The organism is Lapillicoccus sp., assembly GCF_025353065.1.
In the GTDB taxonomy this organism is placed as follows: Bacteria; Actinomycetota; Actinomycetes; order Actinomycetales; family Dermatophilaceae; genus Lapillicoccus.
Map to the genome: position 1 here is coordinate 21,265 of NZ_JANXRJ010000144.1, position 23,664 is coordinate 44,928.

The 23,664-nt window shown below is 71.6% G+C and carries 21 protein-coding genes; 13 read left to right on the plus strand and 8 right to left on the minus strand.

Annotated features, from left to right (window positions below):
• Positions 1 to 98 precede the first annotated feature (98 nt).
• From Q0R63_RS11400 to Q0R63_RS11415, 4 genes are all read right to left on the minus strand, one after another.
• The gene (locus tag Q0R63_RS11400; protein WP_295697300.1) at positions 99 to 1,535 is read right to left on the minus strand and encodes a DUF1906 domain-containing protein; all 1,437 of its coding nucleotides are present in this window, start codon (positions 1,533 to 1,535) and stop codon (positions 99 to 101) included.
• Positions 1,536 to 1,736: 201 nt separating this feature from the next.
• On the minus strand, positions 1,737 to 2,963 hold the full coding sequence (locus tag Q0R63_RS11405) for a class I SAM-dependent methyltransferase (protein WP_295697301.1): 1,227 nt from the start codon (positions 2,961 to 2,963) through the stop codon (positions 1,737 to 1,739).
• A gap of 128 nt (positions 2,964 to 3,091) precedes the next feature.
• The gene (locus tag Q0R63_RS11410; protein ID WP_295697303.1) at positions 3,092 to 4,063 is read right to left on the minus strand and encodes an aldo/keto reductase; all 972 of its coding nucleotides are present in this window, start codon (positions 4,061 to 4,063) and stop codon (positions 3,092 to 3,094) included.
• Positions 4,063 to 4,920, minus strand: coding sequence for an aldo/keto reductase (locus Q0R63_RS11415; RefSeq protein ID WP_295697305.1), 858 nt, complete (start codon positions 4,918 to 4,920; stop codon positions 4,063 to 4,065). The genes Q0R63_RS11410 and Q0R63_RS11415 overlap by 1 nt, the downstream gene beginning before the upstream one ends.
• Before the next feature lie 262 nt (positions 4,921 to 5,182).
• Between Q0R63_RS11415 and groES the strand changes: the two genes are divergently transcribed.
• Complete coding sequence (gene groES / locus Q0R63_RS11420) at positions 5,183 to 5,476, plus strand: co-chaperone GroES (protein WP_295697307.1); 294 nt, start codon at positions 5,183 to 5,185, stop codon at positions 5,474 to 5,476.
• 128 nt (positions 5,477 to 5,604) lie between these two features.
• Positions 5,605 to 7,221 carry a chaperonin GroEL gene (gene groL, locus Q0R63_RS11425; RefSeq protein WP_295697309.1) on the plus strand — a complete coding sequence of 539 codons (1,617 nt, stop codon included), beginning with the start codon at positions 5,605 to 5,607 and terminating at the stop codon, positions 7,219 to 7,221.
• Between the two features lie 243 nt (positions 7,222 to 7,464).
• On the opposite strand, the gene Q0R63_RS11430 is transcribed toward groL, so the two are convergent.
• A complete protein-coding gene (locus Q0R63_RS11430; protein ID WP_295697311.1) occupies positions 7,465 to 7,761 on the minus strand; it encodes a WhiB family transcriptional regulator in 297 nt (98 codons plus the stop codon).
• Between the two features lie 451 nt (positions 7,762 to 8,212).
• On the opposite strand from Q0R63_RS11430, the gene Q0R63_RS11435 reads away from it, so the two are divergent.
• The 7 genes from Q0R63_RS11435 (at position 8,213) to Q0R63_RS11465 (ending at position 16,638) form a co-directional block, all read left to right on the plus strand.
• Positions 8,213 to 8,836, plus strand: a complete 624-nt coding sequence (locus Q0R63_RS11435; protein ID WP_295697313.1) for a sigma-70 family RNA polymerase sigma factor — start codon at positions 8,213 to 8,215, stop codon at positions 8,834 to 8,836.
• 49 nt (positions 8,837 to 8,885) lie between these two features.
• The gene (guaB, locus tag Q0R63_RS11440) at positions 8,886 to 10,403 is read left to right on the plus strand and encodes an IMP dehydrogenase (RefSeq protein WP_295697315.1); all 1,518 of its coding nucleotides are present in this window, start codon (positions 8,886 to 8,888) and stop codon (positions 10,401 to 10,403) included.
• The gene (locus Q0R63_RS11445) at positions 10,400 to 11,344 is read left to right on the plus strand and encodes an acyltransferase domain-containing protein (RefSeq protein WP_295697342.1); all 945 of its coding nucleotides are present in this window, start codon (positions 10,400 to 10,402) and stop codon (positions 11,342 to 11,344) included. Before guaB ends, Q0R63_RS11445 begins: the two co-directional genes overlap by 4 nt.
• Before the next feature lie 154 nt (positions 11,345 to 11,498).
• Positions 11,499 to 11,972 (plus strand): hypothetical protein, encoded by a 474-nt coding sequence (locus Q0R63_RS11450; protein WP_295697317.1) that lies wholly within the window; start codon positions 11,499 to 11,501, stop codon positions 11,970 to 11,972.
• 93 nt (positions 11,973 to 12,065) lie between these two features.
• Positions 12,066 to 13,187 (plus strand): GuaB3 family IMP dehydrogenase-related protein, encoded by a 1,122-nt coding sequence (locus Q0R63_RS11455; RefSeq protein WP_295697319.1) that lies wholly within the window; start codon positions 12,066 to 12,068, stop codon positions 13,185 to 13,187.
• 101 nt (positions 13,188 to 13,288) lie between these two features.
• Positions 13,289 to 14,881, plus strand: coding sequence for a succinic semialdehyde dehydrogenase (locus tag Q0R63_RS11460; protein WP_295697321.1), 1,593 nt, complete (start codon positions 13,289 to 13,291; stop codon positions 14,879 to 14,881).
• Positions 14,878 to 16,638 carry a GMC family oxidoreductase gene (locus tag Q0R63_RS11465; RefSeq protein ID WP_295697322.1) on the plus strand — a complete coding sequence of 587 codons (1,761 nt, stop codon included), beginning with the start codon at positions 14,878 to 14,880 and terminating at the stop codon, positions 16,636 to 16,638. Before Q0R63_RS11460 ends, Q0R63_RS11465 begins: the two co-directional genes overlap by 4 nt.
• Positions 16,639 to 17,061: 423 nt before the next feature.
• Here Q0R63_RS11465 and Q0R63_RS11470 read toward each other — a convergent pair whose 3' ends face one another.
• Together Q0R63_RS11470 and Q0R63_RS11475 are read right to left on the minus strand one after the other, a co-directional pair.
• A complete protein-coding gene (locus tag Q0R63_RS11470) occupies positions 17,062 to 18,846 on the minus strand; it encodes an ABC transporter ATP-binding protein (protein WP_295697324.1) in 1,785 nt (594 codons plus the stop codon).
• 1 nt (position 18,847) lies between these two features.
• Entirely contained in the window at positions 18,848 to 20,575 is a 1,728-nt protein-coding gene (locus tag Q0R63_RS11475) for an ABC transporter ATP-binding protein (RefSeq protein ID WP_295697326.1), read from the minus strand.
• A 341-nt stretch (positions 20,576 to 20,916) separates the two neighbouring features.
• Here Q0R63_RS11475 and Q0R63_RS11480 point away from each other — a divergent pair, with 341 nt between their 5' ends.
• Genes Q0R63_RS11480 through Q0R63_RS11490 form a run of 3 tightly spaced genes read left to right on the plus strand, consistent with a single transcriptional unit; the run spans position 20,917 to position 22,656 of the window.
• Positions 20,917 to 22,092: an MFS transporter gene (locus Q0R63_RS11480; RefSeq protein WP_295697328.1), complete on the plus strand. Its 1,176-nt coding sequence runs from the start codon at positions 20,917 to 20,919 to the stop codon at positions 22,090 to 22,092.
• A 47-nt stretch (positions 22,093 to 22,139) separates the two neighbouring features.
• The gene (locus tag Q0R63_RS11485) at positions 22,140 to 22,397 is read left to right on the plus strand and encodes a type II toxin-antitoxin system prevent-host-death family antitoxin (protein WP_295697330.1); all 258 of its coding nucleotides are present in this window, start codon (positions 22,140 to 22,142) and stop codon (positions 22,395 to 22,397) included.
• A gap of 1 nt (position 22,398) precedes the next feature.
• On the plus strand, positions 22,399 to 22,656 hold the full coding sequence (locus Q0R63_RS11490) for a Txe/YoeB family addiction module toxin (protein WP_295697332.1): 258 nt from the start codon (positions 22,399 to 22,401) through the stop codon (positions 22,654 to 22,656).
• A 102-nt stretch (positions 22,657 to 22,758) separates the two neighbouring features.
• On the opposite strand, the gene Q0R63_RS11495 is transcribed toward Q0R63_RS11490, so the two are convergent.
• Positions 22,759 to 22,944, minus strand: a complete 186-nt coding sequence (locus Q0R63_RS11495) for a hypothetical protein (RefSeq protein WP_295697335.1) — start codon at positions 22,942 to 22,944, stop codon at positions 22,759 to 22,761.
• Between the two features lie 448 nt (positions 22,945 to 23,392).
• Here Q0R63_RS11495 and Q0R63_RS11500 point away from each other — a divergent pair, with 448 nt between their 5' ends.
• Entirely contained in the window at positions 23,393 to 23,626 is a 234-nt protein-coding gene (locus tag Q0R63_RS11500; RefSeq protein WP_295697336.1) for a ribbon-helix-helix domain-containing protein, read from the plus strand.
• Positions 23,627 to 23,664: the final 38 nt, after the last annotated feature.

Here is a 23,664-nt window from a genome sequence, read left to right on the forward strand (position 1 = left end):
GTACCCCTCTCCTCGACCGACCGTTGCCGACCACAGTAGCCCGACGGCCTCCGGTGTCCCGATCCGGCGCCGGCTCAGCGTGAGGCTCCGGGCCGAGCTCAGCGCCAGGTGCGGCCGCCGTCGCTCGTGCGGACGACCTTCGCCTGGCTGTCGCAGCTGACCTTCGTTGCCGTTGCGCAGCCAGCAATCTCGATGAGTGCCTGCCCGGTCGCGTTGTCGGAGAACGACATCCACTCCGGGGCCACGATCAGGCCGGACGTGGTGACAGGCGTCGACGCGGTCGCACCGATCGTCGGGGCGGCCGACGGCGACCACGTCGACACGTCGCGGCTGTCGGGGTCGATGGACAGGACGCTCGTCCCGGCCACGGCGGTCGTGACGCCGACCCCGGGGGCGAGGAGCGAGCCGAGCACTCGGTCGGAACGCCGGGTGAAGGTGACGCCGTCCCTGCTCGTGTAGAGCAGCTGGCGCGAGCGTGTGCCGTCGTGCGTGGTGACCGGCACGAGCAGCGAGCCGTCGGCGAGGACGGCGGGCGTGCCGATCGTCGCGGCGGTGGCCGGCACGTCGTGCGACCGCACCGGCAGGTCAGCCACCGTCACCGCCCGCCAGGAGTCGGTGGTCCCCAGACGGGTGGCGCGCTGCAGCTGCGAGTCGAGCGGCCCGCCCGCACGCCACCGGCCCCCCTGCCACGCTGTCGTTGCCTGCGAGGCGGCGAGCGCCGTTGCGGTGTCGGGCTTTGCGCCCGCCCCGCCGACGCACGGGTGGGTGGTGCTCGTGTGGTTGCCCGCCCCGAAGACCTGCCCGTTGGCGCAGCGGCTGTCGATGTTGAGGGTGACGCCGTTCATCGTCTCGTTGTGGTCGCCCTGGTACTGCTTGTGCCGTTGGGTGCCCGCCCAGTGGCTGGCGTCGATGCAGGAGATGCTGGCGGTGTTGGGGTCGCCGTCCCAGTCGGCCGCGTCGATGAAATCGGGCGGGTTGGTATTGGTGCTGAAGTCGTCCATCGCGCCTCCGCAGGCGGAGGAGTAGACCCCGGCCGGCTGGGCCGGCGCGACGTGCAGCTGCGACACCCATCCGTCGATGAAGGCCTTCGCTGCCGTCCGGCAGGCCGTCGTGTTCGACGACGGCCCCTCGAGGTCGTAGTCGATCGGCACGTCGCTGACCGGCGAGATCGCCTTCCACGCCTGGTAGGCCGCCAGCGCCTCGTTCCGACCCTGGCTCGCTGCCGTCCCCGGGTCGCTGCTGAAGGTCGAGCCCTGCGAGCTGTTGCACGGGTTCTGCGGGCCGACCCAGATCGGGAGCAGGTCCCAGCCCATGTTCATCACGCTGGTCACCCACCAGGCGGTGAGGTTGGGCTGGGCGCATCCCCGGTTGGACCCACCGAGGTAGATGCCCCAGCAGGAGAAGCGGGTGTTGCTGTAGAACGCCTGCATCTGCGAGACGCTGGGCGCCGTGCAGCTGTAGCCGGTGAGCCGGACCGTGCCGAGCGCGTCGGCCGGTCTGACGGCCGTTCCCAGGAGGCTCAGTGCGAGCGTCATGAGCGCCACGATGGTGACCTCGGTCGAACGAGACATCGTCTTCAACCCCTGGGGTCGACGGGACAGCGTGGTTTCGTCTCGAACCTGGGCACCGCCACCCCAGTGTCGGTGTTATTTCTTGTCAAGGCTTCTTCAATTATCGGAGGAATCTTGCGGATGGCGTGCGTCAAGAGTCCCCGGCCCACCGAGGGGGCGGTCCGGTCAGGCGGGCTGCACGATGATGACCTGCGGCTGGGACGCGACGCGCGTGAGGATGAGGGTCACCTCGTCAGCACCCTTGCTGCGCAGCTGTTTTCGCACCGTCTCGGGGTCGAGGGCGACCCCCCGCTTCTTGATCGTCACGCGGCCGACGTCGTGGTCGCGCAGCCACGCGCGCAGGGCCTTGAGGTTCCACGGCATCGCCTCGAGCACCCGGTATCGGTGCGCCCACGAGACGTCCACCGCCCGGTCGCTCGTCACGTACCCGACCCCGCTGTCGAGCTCGCGGCCGTCGACGAGTCGCGCCAGCGCCCCGGTCAGCCCCGCCCGGATGATCGCCCGATCCGGTTCGTAGACCAGGCTGCCCATCTCATCGAGCCGGACCAGGGGGCCGGGTGCGCCCTCCGCGTCGGCCTCGACGAGGACGACGGGCGGTGCGCCGGCGCGGCATACGGTCGCGGTGCGGCCCACCGTCTGGACGAGCGGGCCCCACCAGACCGCGCACTCCACCACGTCGCCGGCCCACGACGTCCAGGCCGCCTCGGTGCCGGGGGGCACGGCATGGTGGGGGAAGGCGGGGCTGAGCTTGGCGCCGGTGGCGGGCACCGTCTGCGCGAAGTCCTGCACCTGCCGCCAGGTCGGGGAGATGGCCTCGAGCGAGAACACCCGCCGGGATCGGCCGTTGATGTCGGCCGGGCCGCGGGTGCGCCGGGCGGGGTCGAGCCAGAGCCCCGTATGCCGCGTGGCCTCGCCCGCCGGCATCGGCACGTCCTCGGCGCGCCCGTGGGTGACGACCGCGTCGGGCCAGTGCCGCAGGTTGACGCCCGCGACCACCGCGGTCACGTCATGCATCTCGACGGCCCGCACGCCGAGGTCGAGGCCCGCGAAGGCCATCGCGTCCGCGCCGATCCCGCAGCCGAGGTCGTGGACGACGCGGACCTCGGCGCGCAGGTAGCGCGAGGCGTGCCGGGCGGCCACCTCCAGCCGGGTCGCCTGCTCGAGACCGTCGGGGGTGAACAGCATCTCCTCGGCGAACTCGCCGAACTTGTCTCTCCCACGGGCCCGCAGGCGCGACTGGGTCAGCGCCGCAGAGACGAGCTCGGCGGTGAACCCCGCGTCCCGCAGCCGCGTCTGGAGCGCCAGCTCGGTCGCCGGGTCATAGGCCGGCAGGGACTGCAGCAGCCCCCAGCCCTCGCCGCCGACGAGCAACGAGATCGAGGCGAGGTCCATCCGGCCATCCTCTCGCACGGACGCCCCCCGTCCCTTTATCGGGTGACCCGACAAAGGGACGGTTCGCTCGTGAACGGTTCTCCCGGAGAGCGCTCCTCTATCGGGTGACCCGATACAGGAACAGCCCCCTACCGGTGCCCGGCGATCGCGTGCGGCACGTAACCCGCACTCAGCCGGGCGAGCTCGTCGTCGGTCAGCTCCAGGTCGACAGCCGCGACGGCGTCGACGAGATGCCCGGGCTTGGTCACCCCGACGATCGGCGAGGTCACCGCCTCCTGGGCCAGCAGCCACGCGAGCGCGACCTGGGCTGGCGCGACCCCGCGCTCACCGGCGACGTCGAGCACGGTCTGCACGATGGCCGCGTCCTCGTCGCGGTAGAGCGACCCGCCGAACTCGTCGGTCTCGGTGCGGGTCGTCTCGGTGTCCCACGGACGGGTGAGCCGGCCCCGGGCGAGGGGGCTCCACGGGATGACGCCGACGCCCTGTTCGAGGCAGAGCGGCAGCATCTCGCGCTCCTCCTCGCGGTAGATCAGGTTGTAGTGGTCCTGCATCGACACGAACCGGGTCCAGCCCTCGAGGTCGGCGACCTGCTGCGCCTTGGCGAACTGCCACGCATACATCGACGAGGCACCGATGTAGCGCGCCTTGCCGGCCCGGACCACGTCGTGCAGCGCCTCCATCGTCTCCTCGATCGGCGTCTCGGGGTCCCACCGGTGGATCTGGTAGAGGTCGACGTAGTCGGTCCCCAGCCGGGTCAGGCTCGCGTCGATCTCGTGCAGGATCGCCTTGCGGGACAGGCCTGCTCCGTAGGGGCCGGGCCGCATCCGGCCGTGGACCTTGGTCGCGATGACGACGTCCTCACGCCGTGCGAAGGCCGCCAACGCGCGCCCGGTGAACTCCTCGCTCGTGCCGCCGGAGTAGACGTTGGCGGTGTCGAAGACGGTGACGCCCGCCTCGAGCGCCGCCTTGATCGTCTCGTGGGCGAACGCCTCGTCGCGGGCCCAGGGGTGACCGCCGCGCGCGGGGTCGCCCCAGCTCATGCACCCGAGGGTGATCGCCGAGACCTGCAGCCCGGTCGCGCCGAGCGTCGTGTAGCGCATCAGGCGGCCTGCTCGAGCGCCGAGAACTCGTCGTCGGTCAGCTGGATCGACGCGGCCGCCGTGTTGGAGTCGAGGTGGTCGAGGCTCGAGGTGCCGGGGATCGGCAGCATCACGGGGGAGCGCTGGAGCAGCCACGCCAGGGCGAGCTGCGACGGGGTCGCGTCGTGCTGCTTCGCCGCCGCCGCCAGCGGGCCGTCCTGCTTCGACAGCTGACCGGTCGCGAGAGGGAACCACGGGATGAAGGCGATGCCCTCGCCCGAGCAGTGGTCGAGCAGCTCCTCGGAGTCGCGGTGGGCGAGGTTGTAGAGGTTCTGGACCGAGACGATGTCCGCGGTCTGCTGCGCCTCCTTGAGCTGCGCGACGGAGACCTCGGACAGCCCGATGTGCCGGATCTTGCCCTCGTCCTGCAGCGCCTTCAGCTCACCCACCTGGTCGGCGAGCGGGTATGCCGCGTCGATCCGGTGCAGCTGGAAGAGGTCGATCCGCTCGAGGCCCAGGCGGCGCAGGCTGATCTCGACCTCCTGGCGCAGGTAGGCCGGCTGGCCGAGCGGCGTCCAGACGCCGGGGCCCTGGCGGGTGAGCCCGGCCTTCGTCGCGATGACCACGTCATCGGCATACGGGTGCAGGGCCTCGCGCAACAGGTCCTCGGCCACGTCGGGACCGTAGGAGTCGGCGGTGTCGAAGAACGTGATCCCGATCTCGACCGCGCGACGGAGCACGGCGATCGCCGCGTCGTGGTCCTTCGGCGGTCCCCAGACCCCCTCGCCCGGCAGCTGCATCGTGCCGTAGCCCAGCCGCACGACGGGCAACTCACCCCCGATCCGGAACGTCCCGGACGGTGCTGCGAGGTTGGTCATGGGGCTTCTCCTTCGTGGAAAGGACACTCCTCCAGCCAAGTCCCTCGTCCGGTGGGTTGTTCCCCCTGAGCGTAGATCTGGCACTCGACTTGACCGAGTGCTAACGGCGAACCTAGATTTGCCCCGTTGGCACTCTCCATCTGGAAGTGCCAGCCGCTCGGAAGGATCGACCCCCGCGACGGCGATCTCCCGAGCAGGCACCACCGCGCAGTTCTCGACTCCACCCATCCGTTTCGACATTCCCGAAGGGGAGGTCAACATCGTGTCGGTTTCACTCAAGCCGCTCGAAGACCGCATCGTGGTCAAGTCCCTCGAGGCCGAGCAGACCACAGCATCCGGTCTGGTCATCCCGGACACCGCCAAGGAGAAGCCCCAGGAGGGCGAGGTCCTGGCCGTGGGCCCGGGCCGCATCGACGACAAGGGCAACCGCGTCCCGCTCGACGTCACCGTCGGCGACCGCGTCATCTACAGCAAGTACGGCGGCACCGAGATCAAGCACGGCGGCGAGGAGTACCTCATCCTCAGCGCTCGTGACGTGCTCGCCGTCGTCGGCTGAGCGCAGCACCTCCGCTCCACAGCGACACCGCACCACCGCACCACCTCGTATGCCGGGTGCCCGCCTCCTCGGCGCGCACCCGGCATACCCCTTTTCACCCGCAGCACTACCGACGAAGAAGGAATTCCATGGCCAAGACGCTGGAGTTCGACGACTCCGCCCGCAAGGCGTTGGAGCGTGGCGTTGACGCGCTCGCCAACGCGGTCAAGGTGACGCTCGGCCCCAAGGGCCGCAACGTTGTCATCGACAAGAAGTGGGGCGCCCCCACGATCACCAACGACGGCGTGACGATCGCCCGTGAGATCGAGCTCGAGGACCCCTACGAGAACCTCGGTGCCCAGCTCGCCAAGGAGGTCGCGACCAAGACCAACGACGTGGCCGGCGACGGCACGACGACCGCCACGGTCCTCGCCCAGGCGATGGTCAAGGAAGGCCTGCGCAACGTCGCGGCCGGCGCGGCTCCCTCGGCGCTCAAGCGCGGCATCGACAAGGCCGTCCAGGCCGTCAACGACCGGCTGCTCGAGAACGCCCGCGAGGTCGACGGGACCGCCGAGGTCGCCGCCGTCGCCGCCCTCTCCGCCCAGGACGAGACGATCGGTGCGCTCATCGCCGAGGCGTTCGACAAGGTCGGCAAGGACGGCGTGATCTCCGTCGAGGAGTCCTCGACGACCGCCACCGAGCTCGAGTTCACCGAGGGCATGCAGTTCGACAAGGGCTACATCTCGGCCTACTTCGTCTCCGACCAGGAGCGCATGGAGGCCGTCCTCGAGGACGCCTACATCCTGATCAACCAGGGCAAGATCTCGGCCATCTCCGACCTCCTGCCGGTGCTGGAGAAGGTCGTCGGCTCCGGCAAGCCGCGGGTCATCGTCGCCGAGGACATCGACGGAGAGGCGCTGTCGACGCTCGTCGTCAACAAGATCCGCGGCACCTTCAACGTCGCCGCGGTCAAGGCGCCCGGCTTCGGCGACCGCCGCAAGGCGATGCTGCAGGACCTCGCCATCCTCACCGGTGGCCAGGTCATCGCCGAGGAGGTCGGGCTCAAGCTCGACCAGGCCGGCCTCGAGCTGCTCGGCCAGGCCCGCCGGATCGTCGTCACCAAGGACGACACGACGATCATCGAGGGCTCCGGCGAGAAGGACGAGGTGAACGCCCGCGTCGGCCAGATCAAGGCCGAGATCGAGCGCACCGACTCCGACTGGGACCGCGAGAAGCTGCAGGAGCGGCTGGCCAAGCTGGCCGGCGGCGTCTGCGTCATCAAGGTCGGCGCCCACACCGAGGTCGAGCTCAAGGAGAAGAAGCACCGCATCGAGGACGCCATCTCGGCGACCCGCGCGGCGATCGAGGAGGGCATCGTGGGTGGCGGCGGTTCCGCGCTCATCCACGCGGTCAGCGCGATCGACGACCTCCACCTCGAGGGTGACGAGGCCACCGGTGCCTCGATCGTCCGCAAGGCGGCCGCCGAGCCGCTGCGCTGGATCGCCGAGAACGCCGGCGTCCAGGGCTATGTCGTGACCTCGAAGGTCGCGGAGATGCAGCCGGGCAGCGGCTTCAACGCCGCCACCGGCGAGTACGGCGACCTGATCGCGGCCGGCGTCATCGACCCGGTCAAGGTCACCCGCTCCGCGCTGCGCAACGCGGCGTCCATCGCCTCGATGATCCTCACGACGGACACCCTGGTCGTCGAGAAGAAGGAGCTGGACCCGGAGCCCGCCGGCGGCCACGGCCACGGGCACGGTCACTGATCTCCGACCGCTCCTGACGTGACAGGGCCGCACCTCTTCGCCTCGGCGAAGGGGTGCGGCCCTCTCCTCACTCCGCCCCGTCGAACCCGTCGGGAGCCGTGCAGCTCGGCGTGATCCCGGCGGTCCGCGTCCCGGGTCCAAGGGGTCGCGGTTGCTCGTACGAAGGGCGGGGGGCCCCACCAGCGCCGGATCAGGGGGTCCGGCGGGGTGGGAGTCGGTGGGAGCGTGGGGGAGTCGGTGGTGTCAGGAGGCGGCGGGGACCGCGGCCACGCCGAGGTAGACCGACTCGCGCTCGTCCTCGGTCATCCCGCCCCATACGCCGTAGGGCTCGCGGACCCGCAGGGCGTGCTTGCGGCACATGGCCAGGACGGGGCAGGCGGCGCAGACGGCCTTGGCCGCGCAGTCACGGTCGCGGCGGGCCGGACCCCGCTCCCCTTCGGGATGGAAGAAGACGTCGGGGTTCTCCCGGCGACAGGAACCGTCGAGCTGCCAGTCCCACAGGTCGGCCACGGGCCCCGGCAAACGTGAGATCTCTGCCATGTGTCCCCTCAAGAGGTGAATCGGTGGGTCTGATTGCTGTGGACCGCCCGGGTCGGGTCGGTCCGAGGACGTCACCAGCCCCACGCGGGACGACCTCGTGTCCTGACGGTAGCCACGGCTCCCTCCAGCGCGTGCCCGTGCTTGGTCAATAGTCTTTAAAGAAGCGTGCGAGGTGGTCATCCGGTGGCTCGCCGTTTCCCGGGCCAGAACCCGTCCAGAACCAGGGGAACCGGACGAGGCTGCCGTCGCCCCCGGACGACGCTCAGGGGCCGGAGCGGATAGGGTGCCCACTCGGGGAGGCAGGGGTGCTGATCCGCCGAACTCCCCCTCGGCGTGGGTGTGGAGACTTCCGACTGCGTTGGACGACAAGGGGATTCAGCAATGAGCCACAACGGGCCTGGGTGCCCAGGTCTCTCTCGGGGATGCGCTGGTCCCGGTCGAGGACGCGCAGGTGGCCCTCCGCGAGCTGGCCGGTGAGGCTCGGAGGTGCGGTGGTCACGCGGCCGGGGCACTGATGGGGCGGGTGCACCAGGTCGCTCTGCGGTATGTCCGCGTGCGACTGGGGCGGTTCGGGGCCGAGGACCTCGCCCAGGACGTGGCGCAGGAGGTCTGCATGGCGGTCCACACCGCGCTGCCGGGCTACGACGAGCGCGGCGCACCCTTCGAGGCGTTCGTCTACGCCATCGCCTCCCGCAAGGTCGCCGACACCCAGCGGACGCTCATCCGTGGGCCACGCAGCGTCGCGGAGGTCCCGGACGGCCCCGACGCCGGCCCCGGCCCCGAGGGGCAGGCCGTCGTGCGCGACGAGGCCGACCGCGCGCTCGCCCTGATCCGCACCCTGCCCCCGCGGCAGCAGGAGATCCTCACCCTGAGGGTCGCCGTCGGTCTCACGCCCGAGGAGACCGGAGCCGCGCTGGGCATGAGCGCCGGCTCGGTCCGGGTCACCCAGCACCGCGCCCTCCGGCGGTTGCGGCACCTGATCGACCTCGAGGCCCGTATGCCGCGTGGCCGAGACGGCATACCTGCGGGCAGCCGCGGCATACCGGCGGGGTGCGAGAGCGAGCGGGCGTCCTGACGCGTGGCCGTGGCCTGAAGGTGTGGCCGGGGTCAACTAGAATCAGGGGATGAGCACCGGTTCGCCCGAGGTCCCCGCTCCGTTCGCCGCTCTCGGCCTGACCTTCGACGACGTGCTGCTGCTGCCCGGCGAGACCGACGTCATCCCGAGCGAGGTCGACACCACCACCCGGCTCACCCGCGAGATCTCGCTCCGCGTGCCGCTGGTGTCCTCGGCCATGGACACCGTGACCGAGTCGCGGATGGCCATCGCGATGGCCCGCCAGGGCGGCATCGGGGTGCTGCACCGCAACCTCTCCATCGACGACCAGGCTTACCAGGTCGACCTCGTCAAGCGCACCCAGACGGGGATGATCACCAACCCCGTGACGATCGGCGCCGACGCGACGCTGGAGGACCTCGACGCCCGGTGCGGGCAGTACCGCGTGTCCGGCCTCCCGGTCGTCGACACCGACAACCGGCTCCTCGGCATCATCACCAACCGCGACCTGCGCTTCACGCCGCTCGCCGAGTGGGCGACGACGAAGGTCGACGAGGTGATGACGCCCATGCCGCTGATCACGGCTCCGGTCGGGATCAGCCGGGAGGACGCCACCACGCTGCTGCGCCAGCACAAGCGCGAGCGGCTGCCCATCGTCGACGGCGACGGCCGGCTCGCCGGGCTGATCACGGTCAAGGACTTCGTCAGGAGCGAGCAGTTCCCGCTGGCCAGCAAGGACGACCACGGCCGACTCCTCGTGGCTGCCGCGATCGGCTACTTCGGTGACGCCTGGGAGCGGGCGACGACCCTCGTCGAGGCCGGCGTCGACGTCCTCGTCCCCGACGTCGCCAACGGCCACGCGCGGCTCATGCTCGACATGATCCGGCGACTGAAGTCCGACCCGGCGACGCGGCACGTCCAGGTGCTCGGCGGCAACGTCGCGACGCGTGCCGGCGCCCAGGCGCTCGTCGACGCCGGCGCCGACGGCGTCAAGGTCGGCGTCGGACCAGGGTCGATCTGCACGACGCGGATCGTCGCCGGGGTCGGGGTCCCGCAGATCACCGCGATCTGGGAGGCGGCGCAGGCCTGCAAGCCGGCCGGGGTGCCGCTGGTCGGCGACGGCGGCCTGCAGTTCTCCGGCGACATCGCCAAGGCGCTGGTCGCCGGCGCCGACACGGTGATGCTCGGCTCGTTGCTCGCCGGCTGCGAGGAGAGCCCCGGCGACCTCGTCTTCGTCGGCGGCAAGCAGTTCAAGACCTACCGCGGGATGGGCTCGCTGGGCGCCATGGCCTCGCGCGGCAAGAAGTCGTTCTCGAAAGACCGCTACTTCCAGGCCGACGTCGAGAGTGACGACAAGATCGTGCCCGAGGGCATCGAGGGTCAGGTCGCCTTCCGCGGACCGGTCTCGGCCGTCTCGCACCAGCTCATCGGCGGCCTGCACCAGTCGATGTTCTACGTCGGCGCCCGGACCATCCCCGAGCTGCAGGAGCGCGGACAGTTCATCCGGATCACCTCGGCCGGGCTCAAGGAGAGCCACCCGCACGACATCCAGATGACCGCCCCGGCCCCCAACTACGGTTCGCGCTGAGCTCGCCGCTCCCTCCCGCGGGCGATCACGCGGGCCCCGATGATCTCGACCGCCTCGACGAGGCGCTCCGGCTCTTCGCCGTCCCGGCTGCCGACGTGCAGCCGGTGCGGGCGGCCCGACGGGCGGTCCTCGACGACCCCGGTCTCGCGTCCTGGGTCACCGCCACGGGTGGCCTGCTGCGCGCGGCGATGGACACGCCCTCGCCCGGGCCGGTGCTCCCGCCGCGGCCGGACGGCGAACCGGACGTCGCTGCATACCTGCCGGTCCTCGCCTGTGTCGACGTGCTGCCCGACCTGCTGGCGGACCACGCGCTGCGTGAGGTCCCGCGCGACGTGACCGCGGCGACGCTCGCCGACGTCGGGCGGATGCTCGCCCGCAATCGCGAGTGGTTCGGCGAGGCCGGCCTCGGCGACGAGCTCGCCGGGTGGCTGACGCGGCACCTGCACGGGGCCCTCTTCGAGATCGGGCGGCTGCAGTACGAGCGGGTCCGCCTCGGCGAGGGCGCGGGACTCGAGCTCCAGATGGCTGGGTTTCCTTGTGGGCCGGGCGATCTCACGCTCAACCTGCACATCCCGGGGGAGGGTGGCTCGCTCACCCCGGAGGTCGTGGACGCGTCGCTCGCCGGTGCGAGGGCGTTCTTCCGCAAGCGCTTCCCCGACGAGCGGTATGCCGTGCTGACCTGCCACTCCTGGCTGCTCGACCCGCAGCTGCCCGAGGTGCTGCCGGCGGGAGCCAACCTCGCGGCCTTCCAGCGGCGGTTCACGGTGGGCGGGGTCAGCGACCACGACGGCGACACGTCGGTGCGCAAGTTCGTCTTCGGCGACGTCGACACCCCGCTCACCGACCTCCCGCAGGACACCAGCCTGCGCCGCGCCGTCGTCGGCCTGCTCCGGCGCGGTGGTCACTGGCAGGACCACAGCGGCTGGCTCGCCTGGCGCTGAGCCCGCCTCAAGCCTTGCGTCCGTATCGACGCGACACCGGTATGCCGTTGCCGCGGACGTTGCCCGTGGGCTCACCCTTGCGTCCGCACCGACGCGACACCGGTATGCCGTTCCCGCGGACGCAACCGCTGGCCGACCCGCGCGTCCTCTCGTCATGAGCACCTCCGCCGCACGGGCCCGCCTCATCGTCGCCGCCCTCCTCCTCCCCTTCCTGGGCGCTCTCGCCGACTGCTCATCCGGCCGGCCGCTGGCGGACCGGTCACTGCCCGCGGTCCGGACGGAAGAGACCCGCATCGAGGCGCTGCTGGCGGCGGGCGACCCCAGCGCGCAGATCCTGCCGTCCGGGTGCCGCGTGCGCCTGCTGCGCCAGGAGGGGACGACCTCCTGGGCCTGGACGATCTGCGAGGTCACGGCGTCGACCGTGGGGGAAGCCTTCGCCGGCCCGGTCCGGGTCGACGGCGACCGGCTGTGGATGCCGAGCGACGCGGCATACCTGGCCGACGTGAACGCCCGCTTCCCCGCCGACCTCGTGGACGTCGCGGTCGGCGGCAACAACCAGTTCGTCGTCGAGCTCGGCCTGAAGGTCGGTCAGCCCCTGCCGACTCCGCTCCCGACGCCGCGCACCTGAGCGCGGCCACCGCATCACCCTTGCGTCCGCGCCGACGCGACACCGGTATGCCGTTCCCGCGGACGTTGCGCTGCGCACCGATAGCCTGTTGCGGTGAACGAGATCGAGATCGGCCGTGGCAAACGCGGTCGCCGGGCCTACTCCTTCGACGACATCGCGGTCGTCCCGAGCCGGCGCACCCGCGACCCCGAGGAGGTGTCGGTCTCCTGGCAGATCGACGCCTACCACTTCGACATCCCGGTCATCGCCGCGCCGATGGACTCGGTGATGTCGCCGACCACCGCGATCGCGCTCGGTCGCCTCGGCGGTCTCGCGGTCCTCGACCTCGAAGGGCTCTGGACGCGCTACGAGGACCCGGAGCCGCTGCTCGAGGAGATCGCCGCGCTCGACCCGGCCAAGGCGACGGCGCGGATGCAGCAGATCTACGCCCAGGAGATCCAGCCCGACCTCATCACCGAGCGCCTGCGCGAGCTGCGCCAGGCGGGTATCACCGTCGCCGGCGCGCTCAGCCCGCAGCGCACCCAGCAGCACTGGAAGACGGTCGTCGACGCCGGCTGCGACCTCTTCGTCATCCGCGGCACCACGGTCAGCGCCGAGCACGTCTCGGGGCGGTCCGAGCCGCTCAACCTCAAGCGGTTCATCTACGAGCTGGACGTCCCGGTCATCGTCGGCGGCGCAGCGGGCTACACCGCGGCGCTCCACCTGATGCGCACCGGCGCGGCCGGCGTCCTCGTCGGCTTCGGCGGAGGAGCGGCGCACACGACGCGGCGCACCCTCGGCATCCACGCCCCGATGGCCTCGGCGATCGCCGACGTCGCAGCGGCGCGGCGCGACTACCTCGACGAGTCCGGCGGCCGCTACGTCCACGTCATCGCGGACGGCGGGGTCGGCACGTCCGGCGACATCGTCAAGGCCATCGCGTGCGGCGCGGATGCCGTCATGCTCGGCGCCGCGCTCGCCCGCTCCACCGAGGCGCCGGGCGCCGGGTTCCACTGGGGGCCTGAGGCGCACCACGGCGAGCTGCCGCGCGGCGAGCGCGTCGAGGTCGGCGGTGTCGGCAGCCTCCAGGAGATCCTCTTCGGCCCGGGCCGCTTCGCCGACGGCACGACCAACATCGTCGGGGCGCTCCGGCGCGCGATGGCGACGACGGGCTACTCCGACGTCAAGGAGTTCCAGAGGGTCGAGGTCGTCGTGGCGCCCTACGAGCGCGCCTGACCCGACCACCCGCCAGACCCCCCGACCGCCCGCGGGGGGACCCGGGAGACAAAAGTTACTCGCGGTAGCAAAGCCGGGCCACGCGGCATACGCTGTGCCGCATGACTCCCGAGATCATCGTCGATCCGGAGACGGACGCCACGGCGACGTATGCCGTGTCCCCGTCCTCCGTTCGTGCCCTCACCGCCCGCGTCGTCTGCGCCCCCCGCCCCGAGTGGGCGACGACGCGGACGCCCCTGACGGGCGGCCCGATCGCGGCGCTGCCGCTGTCCACCCCGGCGGACGTGACGATGGCCGTCGCCGCTGCGCGGGCGGCCCAGCGCGGATGGGCGCGCACGCCGATGGAGGTGCGCTCGGGCATCATGCTGCGCTTCCACGACCTCGTCCTCGAGCGCCAGGTCGAGATTCTCGACTACATCCAGCTCGAGTCCGGCAAGACGCGCGCCCACGCGTTCGAGGAGATCATCGACGTCGCGGCCGTCGCCCGCCACTACGCGCGATCGGCCGGCGGCTACCTGCGGGCGCGGCGGCACGCCGGGGCGTTCCCTCTGCTCAGCCAGAGCGTCGAGAGCGCGATCCCGAAGGGCGTCGTCGGTGTCGTGTCCCCGTGGAACTTCCCCTTCACCCTCGCGATCACCGACCTCATCCCGGCCCTGATGGCCGGCAACGCCGTCGTGCTGCGCCCCGACCTGCAGACGACGCTCACGGCGCTGAAGGGCGTCGAGCTGCTCGCCCGCGCCGGGCTGCCGGAGGGGGTCCTGCAGGTCGTCGTCGGCGAGGGACCCACGGTCGGGCAGGCGGTCGTCGACCAGGTCGACTACGTCTGCTACACCGGCTCCACCGCGACCGGCCGCCGCGTCGCGCAGTCCGCGGCCGCCCGGCTCGTCGGCGCCTCGCTCGAGCTCGGCGGCAAGAACACCCTCTACGTGCGCGCCGACGCAGACCTCGACCGCGCGGTCGCCGGCGCCGTCCGCTCGGCCTTCGCCTCGGCCGGCCAGCTCTGCATGCACACCGAGCGCCTCGTCGTGCACGAGAAGGTCTACGCCGAGTTCCTCCGCCGGTTCGTGCCGGCCGTCCGCGCCATGAAGCTCGGAGCCGACCTCGCCTACGGCGCCGACATGGGCAGCCTGCTCTCGCAGCAGCAGCTCGACCGCACGGTCGCGCACGTCGAGGACGCCCGCGGCAAGGGCGCGGTCGTCCTCACCGGCGGACGGTGGCGCCCCGACGTCGGTCCGTTCTTCTACGAGCCGACCGTCCTCGAGGGTGTCAGCGCCGAGATGGTGTGCCGCGACGAGGAGACCTTCGGACCGGTCGTCTCGGTCTACCGCGTGGCCAGCGACGACGACGCCGTCCGGCTCGCCAACGACACCGACTACGGCCTCAACGCGAGCATCTTCACCCGCGACGTGCGGGCCGGCCGCGCCCTCGCCCGCCGGATCGCCTGCGGCACGGTCAACATCAACGAGGGGTATGCCGCGGCCTGGGGCTCGGTCGCCGCGCCGATGGGCGGCATGAAGAGCTCGGGCCTCGGCCGGCGACACGGCGCCGAGGGGATCCGGAAGTACACCGAGTCGCAGAACGTCACGGCGCAGCATCTCCTCGGCTTCGCGCCACCCTTCGGCATGGACGACGAACGGTGGGCCAAGGGGCTCACCCTGGCGATGGGGGCGATGAAGTCGCTGGGGCGGCGATGACCACGGCGACCACGGCGACCACGGTGGGGGGCACGCGGCATACCGGGTCCCCGGAGCGACTCGACCACGACGTCATCGTGATCGGGACCGGCTTCGGCGGGTCGGTGAGCGCCCTGCGGCTGGCCGAGAAGGGCTACCGCGTGCACATGATCGAGTCGGGTCGCCGGTTCGAGGACGCCGACTTCGCAGCGACCTCGTGGGACCTGCGCCGCTACCTCTGGGCCCCGCGCCTCGGGTGCTTCGGCGTGCAGCGCGTCCACAAGCTGCCCGACGTGATGATCCTCGCGGGGGCGGGCGTCGGCGGCGGGTCGCTCAACTACGCCAACACGCTCTACGTGCCCCCGGAGCCCTTCTTCCGCGACCCGCAGTGGGGCCACATCACCGACTGGCAGGCCGAGCTCGCGCCGCACTACGTCGAGGCGAGCCGGATGCTCGGGGTGGTGGTCAACCCGGTCGACGGACCCGTCGAGCAGCTGATGCGGCGGACCGCCGACGACCTCGGGGTCGGGCACACCTTCCGCAAGACGCCGGTCGGCGTCTTCTTCGGACCGCCCGGCGAGCGCGTCGCGGACCCCTACTTCGGGGGCGACGGCCCCGAGCGCACCGGCTGCACCCTCTGTGGCAACTGCATGGTCGGCTGCCGCGACGGCGCGAAGAACACGCTGCGCAAGAACTACCTGTGGTTCGCCGAGCGGCTCGGGGTCGGCATCGAGGCGATGCGCACCGTCGTCGACGTGCGCCCACGCGACGAGCAGGACCCCACCGCCGGGTATGCCGTGACGACCGAGCGCACCGGCGCCTGGGTCCGCAAGGACCGCCGGACCGTGACGAGCGGGCAGGTTGTGCTCGCGGCCGGGGCGTGGGGGACGCAGAAGCTGCTCCACGCGATGCGCACCGGTGCCCGCGGTCGGCCGGCCGGGCTACCGGGGATCTCGACGCGGCTCGGGGAGCTGACCCGGACCAACTCGGAGGCGCTCGGCGGGACGCTGGTCGAGCGGGTCCCGAAGGACGTCGACCTGACGAAGGGCGTCGCGATCACGACGTCGTTCAACATCGACGACACGACGCACGTGGAGAACTGCCGCTACGGCAAGGGCAGCAACGCGATGGGCCTGCTGGCGACGATGATGGTCGACGGTGGGGGCCGGGTGCCCCGCCCGCTGCGCTGGGTCGGCGAGGTCGTCCGGCACCCGGTCGTCGCGGCCCGCTCCGCGTCGAACCGGCACTGGTCGGAGCGCACGGTTATCGCGCTGATCATGCAGACGCGCGACAACTCGATCACCGTCTCCGGCCGCCGCGGTCTCTTCGGTGGCCCGTCGCTGACCTCGAGGCAGGGGCACGGCGAGCCCAACCCGACCTGGATCCCGGAGGGGGCCAGGGCGATCCGGGCGATCGCGATCCAGCTCGCGAAGACGACCGGACTGCGGGCCTTCCCCGGCTCGTCGCTCGGGGAGATCGCCGACATCCCGCTGACCGCGCACTTCCTCGGTGGGGCAGTCATCTCCGACACCCCGGAGGGCGGCGTCGTCGACCCCTACCACCGGGTCTGGGGATATCCCGGTCTGCACATCGTCGACGGGTCGGCCGTCTCGGCGAATCTCGGCGTCAACCCGGCGCTGACGATCACGGCCCAGGCCGAGCGGGCGATGTCCCTCTGGCCGGCCAAGGGTGAGCCCGACCGGCGGCCCGAGCAGGGGGAGGCCTACGTGCGGCTCGACCCCGCGGCTGCGCCGACGGTGGTCGCGGTCGCCGGCTGAGAGGCTTGCGACGAGCGAGGCGCCGGGCGGATACCGCCCGGCGCCTCGTCGCGTCCCCCCAGGCCCCTGTGCTGGGCGGACGTCGAGGTGCAGGCCACCCCCTCCAAGGTCGCGGCCGACACCACGTGTTCGTTTCCGCCGGTGATCCGGATGGAGCCGAGATGGACCGGGCGGAAGGTTGCTGTCGATCGGTTCAACGACGGGGTCGGCGGCGGGTTACGGGCTCTGTGGATTCTTTGTCCGAATTCCGACGAGGTCGCGTTCTCCGGTCGATCGGCGGTGCCCGGTATGCCGTGTGGGCGCCACGTTCAGACGTGGTCAGCTGACCGGTTCTGAACGCGGTGCGGGCATGGCGGCGCGTTCAGACGTGGTCAGCTGACCGGTTCTGAACGGGGTCCGACCGCCCGACCGTCCGACCAGCTCCTACCGAGCCGGGGCGTCGCTCGGCTCGTCGCGCCACGACCGCCACAGCGCGGCATACGCGCCATCGGCGGCAATCAGCTCGTCGTGGGTGCCGATCTCGGTGATCAGCCCGCCGTCGACGACCGCCACCCGGTCGGCGTCGTGCGCCGTGTGCAGCCGGTGCGCGATCGCCACGACGGTGCGTCCCTCGACGACCGCGGCCAGCGACCGCTCGAGGTGGCGTGCGGCCCGGGGGTCGAGCAGCGACGTCGCCTCGTCGAGGACGAGCGTGTGCGGGTCGGCGAGGACCAGCCGAGCGAGCGCGAGCTGCTGCGACTGCGCTTCGGTGAGCGCGTGGCCGCCGCTGCCGACCCGGGTGGCGAGGCCGTCCGGCAGCCCCTCGGCCCAGCCCCGGGCGTCGACGGCGGCCAGCGCCTCGAGCAGGGTCTCGTGCGTCGAGCCCGGCCGGGCCAGCTGAAGGTTGTCCTCGAGGCTGCCGACGAAGACGTGGTGCTCCTGGGTGACGAGGGCGACCTCGCCCCGCAGGGTCGGCAGGTCGAGGTCGACCAGCCGCACGCCGCCGACGTCGATCCGACCCGCGCGCGGCCCGTCGATGCCGGCCATCAGCCGCCCGAGCGTCGACTTGCCCGCCCCCGACGGCCCGACGATGGCCAGCCGCTCGCCCGGTGCGAGGTCGAGGCTGACGCCCTTGAGGACGTCGCGTCCCTCGCGGTAGGAGTAGCGCACGTCCGTGACGTCGAGCTGCGCGTCGCGCGGTTGCTCGCCCGTGGCGGACCGATCCGGAGGCACGTCGGCGATGCCGATGACGCGCGCCAGCGAGGTCGCGCCGACCTGGATCTCGTCGAGCCACATGAGCAGGTTGTCGAGCGGCTCGGTCAGGGCCTGGACGTAGAGCGCGACCGCCGTCACGGTGCCGACCGTGGTGTCCCCGCGCGCGACGAGGAAGCCGCCCCAGGCCAGGGTCGCGGCCACCGGCAGGAGGTAGGCGATCTCGACCTGCGGGAACCAGATGGTCCGCAGCCGCAGGGTATACATCTCGGCGTCGTAGCAGTCGCGCAGCGAGGCGTCGATGCGGCGCTTGCGCCGGGAGGACAGCCCGAGCGCGTCGACGGTGCGCGCGCCGTCGACGGTCTCGGTGACGACGCCGTTCATCACGGCATACGTCGCGCGCTCGCGCAGGTAGCCGGCGGGGGCGTAGCGGAGGTACCACCGGGTCGACAGCCAGATGATCGGCACCCCGATGAAGACGGGCAGCGCGACGAGCCAGCCGGTGAGCAGCGCGGCGACGACGGTGATGACGAGGGTGACGACCGCGACGAAGATCGAGGGGATGCCGTAGCGCACCACCTGGCTGAGCGCCTCCACGTCGTTCGTCGTCCGCGAGACGAGGTCGCCGGTGCCCGCGCGCTCGACCGTCGACAGCGGCAGCGAGACGACGCGGTCCATGAACTGCTCGCGCAGCTCCGCGAAGATGTCCTCGCCCATCCGGAAGGCGGCCCGTCGGGCGAAGAAGGTCAGCCCGGTCTGGAGCACCATCGCGGCGGCGAGGACCACGGCCAGCCGGTCGATGATCGTGGTGGTGATGCCGCCGCCGGTGAGGTCGTCGACGAGCAGGCCGACGATGCGCGGTGCGGCGAGCGCGGCGACGGCCGCGAGGGCGTGCAGGCCGACGACGAGGCCGAGGTCGCGCCGGTGGCGGCGCAGGATGCCGGCCGCGTGCGCCCGCACCGAGGACATCTCGGCGACCGGCAGCGACCGGGTGGTGGGTTCGACGGTCAGGGGCATCTCAGTCGCCCTCCTCGTACTCCCCGCGCACGACGACCGCGCGGTATGCCGGGTGGTCCCGCATCAGCGCCCGGTGCGTGCCGCTGGCCTCGAGCACCCCACCGCGCAGGAACGCGACGTGGTCGGCGTGGTCGAGCACGAGCGGGCTCGCGCTCATGATGACCGTGGTGCGCCCCGAGCGGGCCGCAGCGAGACGTCCCGCCACCCGGGCCTCGGTGTGCGCGTCGACCGCGCTCGTGGGCTCGACGAGCACGAGGGTGTCGGCGTCGGTGAGCAGGGCGCGGGTGAGCGCGAGCCGCTGCCGCTGGCCGCCGGAGAACGACCGCCCGCGCTCCTCGACGTCGCTGTCGAGCCCGTCGGGCAGGGCCTCGAGCACGTCCTCGCCGCTCGCGACCGACAGGGCCGCGAGGATCCGCTCGTCGTCGTGGCGTCCCCACGGGTCGAGCTCGGAGCGCAGGGTGCCGGTGAACAGGCGGGGGTCGGTCTCGCTGACGACGACGCGGCGGCGCACGACCTCCACCGGGAGGTCGGTCAGCAGCGTGCCGCCGAGCCGCACCCCCGCGGCCTCGGTGCCGAAGCGGCCGAGCCGGTCGGCGAGCGAGACGGTGTCCTCCGGCCGCGCCGAGACGACGACCGTCAGCCTGCCGGGCGTGACCGTCACCCCGCTGCGCTCGTCGACGAGGTCGACGTCGCGGGGTGGCTCGCCCGTCGGCTCGTGCTCGGGGTGGTCGACGTGGTCGGCCCGCACGCGCAGGATCGTGATGGCCTTGCGCGCCCCGATGTGGGCCCGGGTGAAGCGGTCGACGAACTCGGTGGCCGTCCGCAACGGCATGACGAGGAAGGCGGAGTAGCCGTAGAACGCGACGAGCTGCCCCACGCTGATCTGACCCTGCAGTGCGAACCGCGCCCCGAGCCAGGTCACGACGAGGACGAAGAGGCCGGGCAGGAAGACCTGGGAGGCGTCGAGGACGGACTGCACCCCGGCCACGCGGTAGCCGCTGGCGCGGACCTGCTGCGACTGCGCGGCATACCGCTCGAGGTAGGTGCTCTCGCCGCCGATGCCCCGCAGCACCCGCAGCCCGGCGACCGTGTCGGCGCCGAGCCCGATGAGCCGACCCGACTCCTCGCGCTGGGCGGCCTGCCGCCTCTGCAGCGGTCGGACGACGAAGGAGAGCAGGCCGAGGAGCACGGGGACGCCGATCAGCACGACGAGGCCGAGGGGGAGCGAGGCATTGATCAGGATGACGGCGACCACGACGTAGCTGACGATGGCGCCGATGAAGCGCGCGAAGATGTCGTAGAGCCCGCCGATGCGCATCGCGTCGGAGGCCACGACCGCCACGACGTCACCGGTGGGGCTGTGCCGGGGGAGCGCCTCGCCGGCGTCGGCGCTGTGCCAGCCGATGAGCTGCACCGAGCGGAAGGCGGCGCGCAGCCAGTTGGTGACGGCCATCCGGTGGCGCATGACGCCGGAGAGGGCGCTGACGACTCCGAGGCCGAGCAGGACGAGGCACCAGCGGACGAGGGCGGCGGAGTCCTTGCCGACGATGCCCTCGTCGATGGCCCGGCTCATCGCAGCGGGCAGCAGCGCCTGGCCGACCATCCAGACGACCCCGAAGAAGATCGCGACGCAGAGGGTGCGCCACTGTCCCCGCCCGATCCAGCCCAGGAAGTGCATCGGGCTTCGCAGGTCCGGGGTCCCTGGGTCGTCGTAGGGGAGGGAGCGCACGATGACTGACGGTACGCCGCCGCACCGACAGGCCCAAACCGTTTTCGCACCGGCCTGGTGCGAGCGGGAGGTCTGCCCGGTCGTCGGGATGCCGCGAGCGCCGGGCGGTCGTCTCGTCCGAATTCATGTGGTGCGCAACGGATTGCACGCCAGATCGACCTAGGGTGCGACCGGCCGGTGCTCGGTGTCGGCTGGGAGCGATGAACCCCTCCGGAGGGGTCTACCACTCCCCGGCGACCCCGAACCCGCGGCATACAGGCTGTCGAGCTGTCGGTGGGCCCCGAATAGGCTGCGGGCATGACGGACGAGCGGAAGGCCCCGAGCCGCGCGGAGGTCCGTGGGTGACGCTGCTGCGCGTCCAGCCGGCAGTCGACCTCGCCTCCCGCGCGGCGGCGGTCGCGGTCGGGTCGCTCTTCGCGACCAACGGCCTCGTCGTCGGCGCGTATGCCGCGGTGCTCCCCGCCCTGCGCGACCGCTACGACGTCGAGGCGGGCGCCGTGGCCGTACTCCTCGTGACATCCGGCGCCGTCGCGGTCGTCTCGATGCAGGTCGGCGGCCGGCTCGCCGACCGCATCGGCGCCCGCCGGGTCACGTTGGCCGCGCTCCCGCTCATGATCGTCGGCGCGCTCGCGATGGCCTGGGCGCCGACCTTCCCGCTCGCCGTCCTCGGCGCAGCCGTGGTCGGGCTGGGCAACGGCGCCAACGACGTATCGATGAACGCGATCGGGGTCGTCGTCGAGCAGGCCCGACGCGCACCGGTGATGAGCCGGTTCCATGCCTTCTGGAGCATCGGGTCGTTCCTCGGCGCGGGCGTCGTCCTGCTCACCTCACGTGTCGTCACCCACGAGAAGGGCGCCATCGTCGCGCCGGCACTCGCCACCGTCGCGGTCCTCGCGGCGGTGACCCTGGCCGTCACGACCCGGTGGGTCCCTGTGACCGAGCCGGTGCCGGAGGCCGTGTCGGGCGAGAAGCGGACGATCCCGCGGATCGCCTGGCTGCTCGGGGGGATGGCGATCTGCTTCGGCCTGATGGAGGGAACGGCCTTCGACTGGTCGTCGATCCACGTCACCGACGTCGCCGGGGTCGATCCCGGTCTGGGAGCCTCCGGCCTGGTGACCGTGACCGTCTTCATGGTCGGAATGCGGCTGGTGGGTGACGCGGCGGTCACCCGCTTCGGCCACGAGGCGGTCGTCGGCGGCGGATCGGTCGTTGCCGCAGTCGGTTTCGCCGTGACGGTCGTCGCGACCGCGCTGCCGGTCATCCTCACCGGTTGGGCCCTCGTCGGCGCCGGGGTGGCGTTGATCGCCCCCCAGATCTATGCCGCCGCCGGTCACCTCGGCGGGGGCCGGATGCTCGCGGTCGTCGTGACCTTCGGGTATGCCGCGTTCCTGGCCGGTCCGGCGATCGTCGGCTGGCTCGTCCACACCGTCGGTGTACAGCACGCGATGGTCCTGCCGCTGGTGCTGTCCGGCGTGCTCGTCGGCGTCAGTCGGTGGGTGCCTTCGGTCCGGAGGTGACCGCCCGCTGCTCGTATGACGTACACTTTTCCGTACAGGAGGCCACCATGAAGACGATGAGCTATACGGAGTCCCGGGCTCGCTACGCCGAGGTGCTCGACAGCGTCGCCAACGATCGCGAGGAAATCGTGATCACCCGCGCAGGGCACGAACCGGTGGTCATCGTCTCCCTCGAGGACTACCAGTCGCTGCGCGAGACGGCCTACCTGATGCGCTCGCCCGCCAACGCGCGCCGCCTCCTCGACGCCATGGAACGCCTCGAGGCCGGTCGCGGCGCCCCGCACGACGTCATCGACCCCGTCTGAGGTGCTGCTCGTCTGGGACGAGAACGCCTGGCAGGACTACCTCTGGTGGCAGGCGCAGGACCGCAGGGTCCTCAAGCGGATCAACCTGCTGCTGGCCGATATCCAGCGGCACGGCAACGAAGGTATCGGCAAGCCGGAGGCCCTCAAGCACGACTTCGCCGGCTACTGGTCGAGGCGCGTTACCGATGAGCACCGCCTCGTCTACAAGGTGGTCGGCGACGAGGTCCGCGTCGCCGCCTGCCGCTACCACTACGGCTAGTGAGGCACCAGAGCCGGAAGTCTTGCACCTGACTCGTCGTGGCCGGGTTGACGTACCGGAGTTACGCGGGCCTCGCGGCGAACCACGCGCTGGCGAAATCGGTCACGCTGGCAGGTCGGTCGGCCGGTAGTGGCTGACATGCTCGTTCGACCGCCTCAGCCGCGCCATCGGGCCGCAGAACATCGCTCGCTGCTCGGTCAGCCGTGTCGCGAAGTGCCAGATGATGCGCCCCAGGGTAAAAACGGTTGTCCGTTCGTCGAGCTGAGCTCCGAACTCCTCCGGCGCCATGTGAGGACTCCAACCTTACGAGCGTGGGGACTCCAGCTCAGCAAACGAGAACCTCATCTGTCCCTGGGCCGTGGCTCGCAGTGCCACGCCGCTGTGGTCTGGGGTTGGATCGGTGGGAGTTGATCACGCTGGAGCAGGGGACGACGGACTCGTTGGACAAGGTCGTCGAGGCGGTGGTGGCCTGTCAGCAGGACCGTATGCCGGTCCAGCTGCATCCGGGTGACCTCGGCTGGAACTGGAGCCTGGGCGCGCCAGAGCTGGCCGGGTCCGTTCGGGTGTGGCGTCGGGCGACGAGATCCTGGCCGTCGGCATGGTGGACGACGACTCTGCATTGATCCGGATGGCCATCGCACCGAGCGTCGCCGCCCGAGCTGACTCGCCCGGCAAGAGAGGGCCTGCGCTCCTGGGAGGCATCCCATTATGGGATTCACTGCGTTACCCTTGGCACATGAGTACCCAGATCGCCGTCCGTCTGCCCGACGAGATGGTCGCCTTCCTCGACCACGCCGTCGCGACGGGAAAGGCGACGAGTCGAGCTGCCGTCGTGGCGTCCGCGCTGGAGCGGGAGATGCGTCGTCTGCTCGGCGAGCAGGACGCTCAGATCCTTCGCGATCACGGCACGGCGGACGACCTCGACGCACTCGTCGAGTGGACCAGCACCCACGTTCAGGTCGAGGACTGATCTCGTGCGTGAGATCTGCCTGGTCCGTCTCGACAAGA

Excerpts from the sequence above, each read along its gene's own strand:
- Q0R63_RS11465 (WP_295697322.1), top strand. The coding sequence starts at position 14,878 with ATGACCACGGCGACCACGGCGACCACGGTGGGGGGCACGCGGCATACC.
- Q0R63_RS11415 (WP_295697305.1), bottom strand. The coding sequence starts at position 4,920 with ATGACCAACCTCGCAGCACCGTCCGGGACGTTCCGGATCGGGGGTGAG.
- Q0R63_RS11400 (WP_295697300.1), bottom strand. The coding sequence starts at position 1,535 with ATGACGCTCGCACTGAGCCTCCTGGGAACGGCCGTCAGACCGGCCGAC.
- guaB (WP_295697315.1), top strand. The coding sequence starts at position 8,886 with ATGAGCACCGGTTCGCCCGAGGTCCCCGCTCCGTTCGCCGCTCTCGGC.
- Q0R63_RS11450 (WP_295697317.1), top strand. The coding sequence starts at position 11,499 with ATGAGCACCTCCGCCGCACGGGCCCGCCTCATCGTCGCCGCCCTCCTC.
- Q0R63_RS11430 (WP_295697311.1), bottom strand. The coding sequence starts at position 7,761 with ATGGCAGAGATCTCACGTTTGCCGGGGCCCGTGGCCGACCTGTGGGAC.
- Q0R63_RS11410 (WP_295697303.1), bottom strand. The coding sequence starts at position 4,063 with ATGCGCTACACGACGCTCGGCGCGACCGGGCTGCAGGTCTCGGCGATC.
- Q0R63_RS11495 (WP_295697335.1), bottom strand. The coding sequence starts at position 22,944 with ATGGCGCCGGAGGAGTTCGGAGCTCAGCTCGACGAACGGACAACCGTT.
- Q0R63_RS11460 (WP_295697321.1), top strand. The coding sequence starts at position 13,289 with ATGACTCCCGAGATCATCGTCGATCCGGAGACGGACGCCACGGCGACG.
- groL (WP_295697309.1), top strand. The coding sequence starts at position 5,605 with ATGGCCAAGACGCTGGAGTTCGACGACTCCGCCCGCAAGGCGTTGGAG.
- Q0R63_RS11405 (WP_295697301.1), bottom strand. The coding sequence starts at position 2,963 with ATGGACCTCGCCTCGATCTCGTTGCTCGTCGGCGGCGAGGGCTGGGGG.
- Q0R63_RS11485 (WP_295697330.1), top strand. The coding sequence starts at position 22,140 with ATGAAGACGATGAGCTATACGGAGTCCCGGGCTCGCTACGCCGAGGTG.
- Q0R63_RS11500 (WP_295697336.1), top strand. The coding sequence starts at position 23,393 with ATGAGTACCCAGATCGCCGTCCGTCTGCCCGACGAGATGGTCGCCTTC.
- Q0R63_RS11470 (WP_295697324.1), bottom strand. The coding sequence starts at position 18,846 with ATGCCCCTGACCGTCGAACCCACCACCCGGTCGCTGCCGGTCGCCGAG.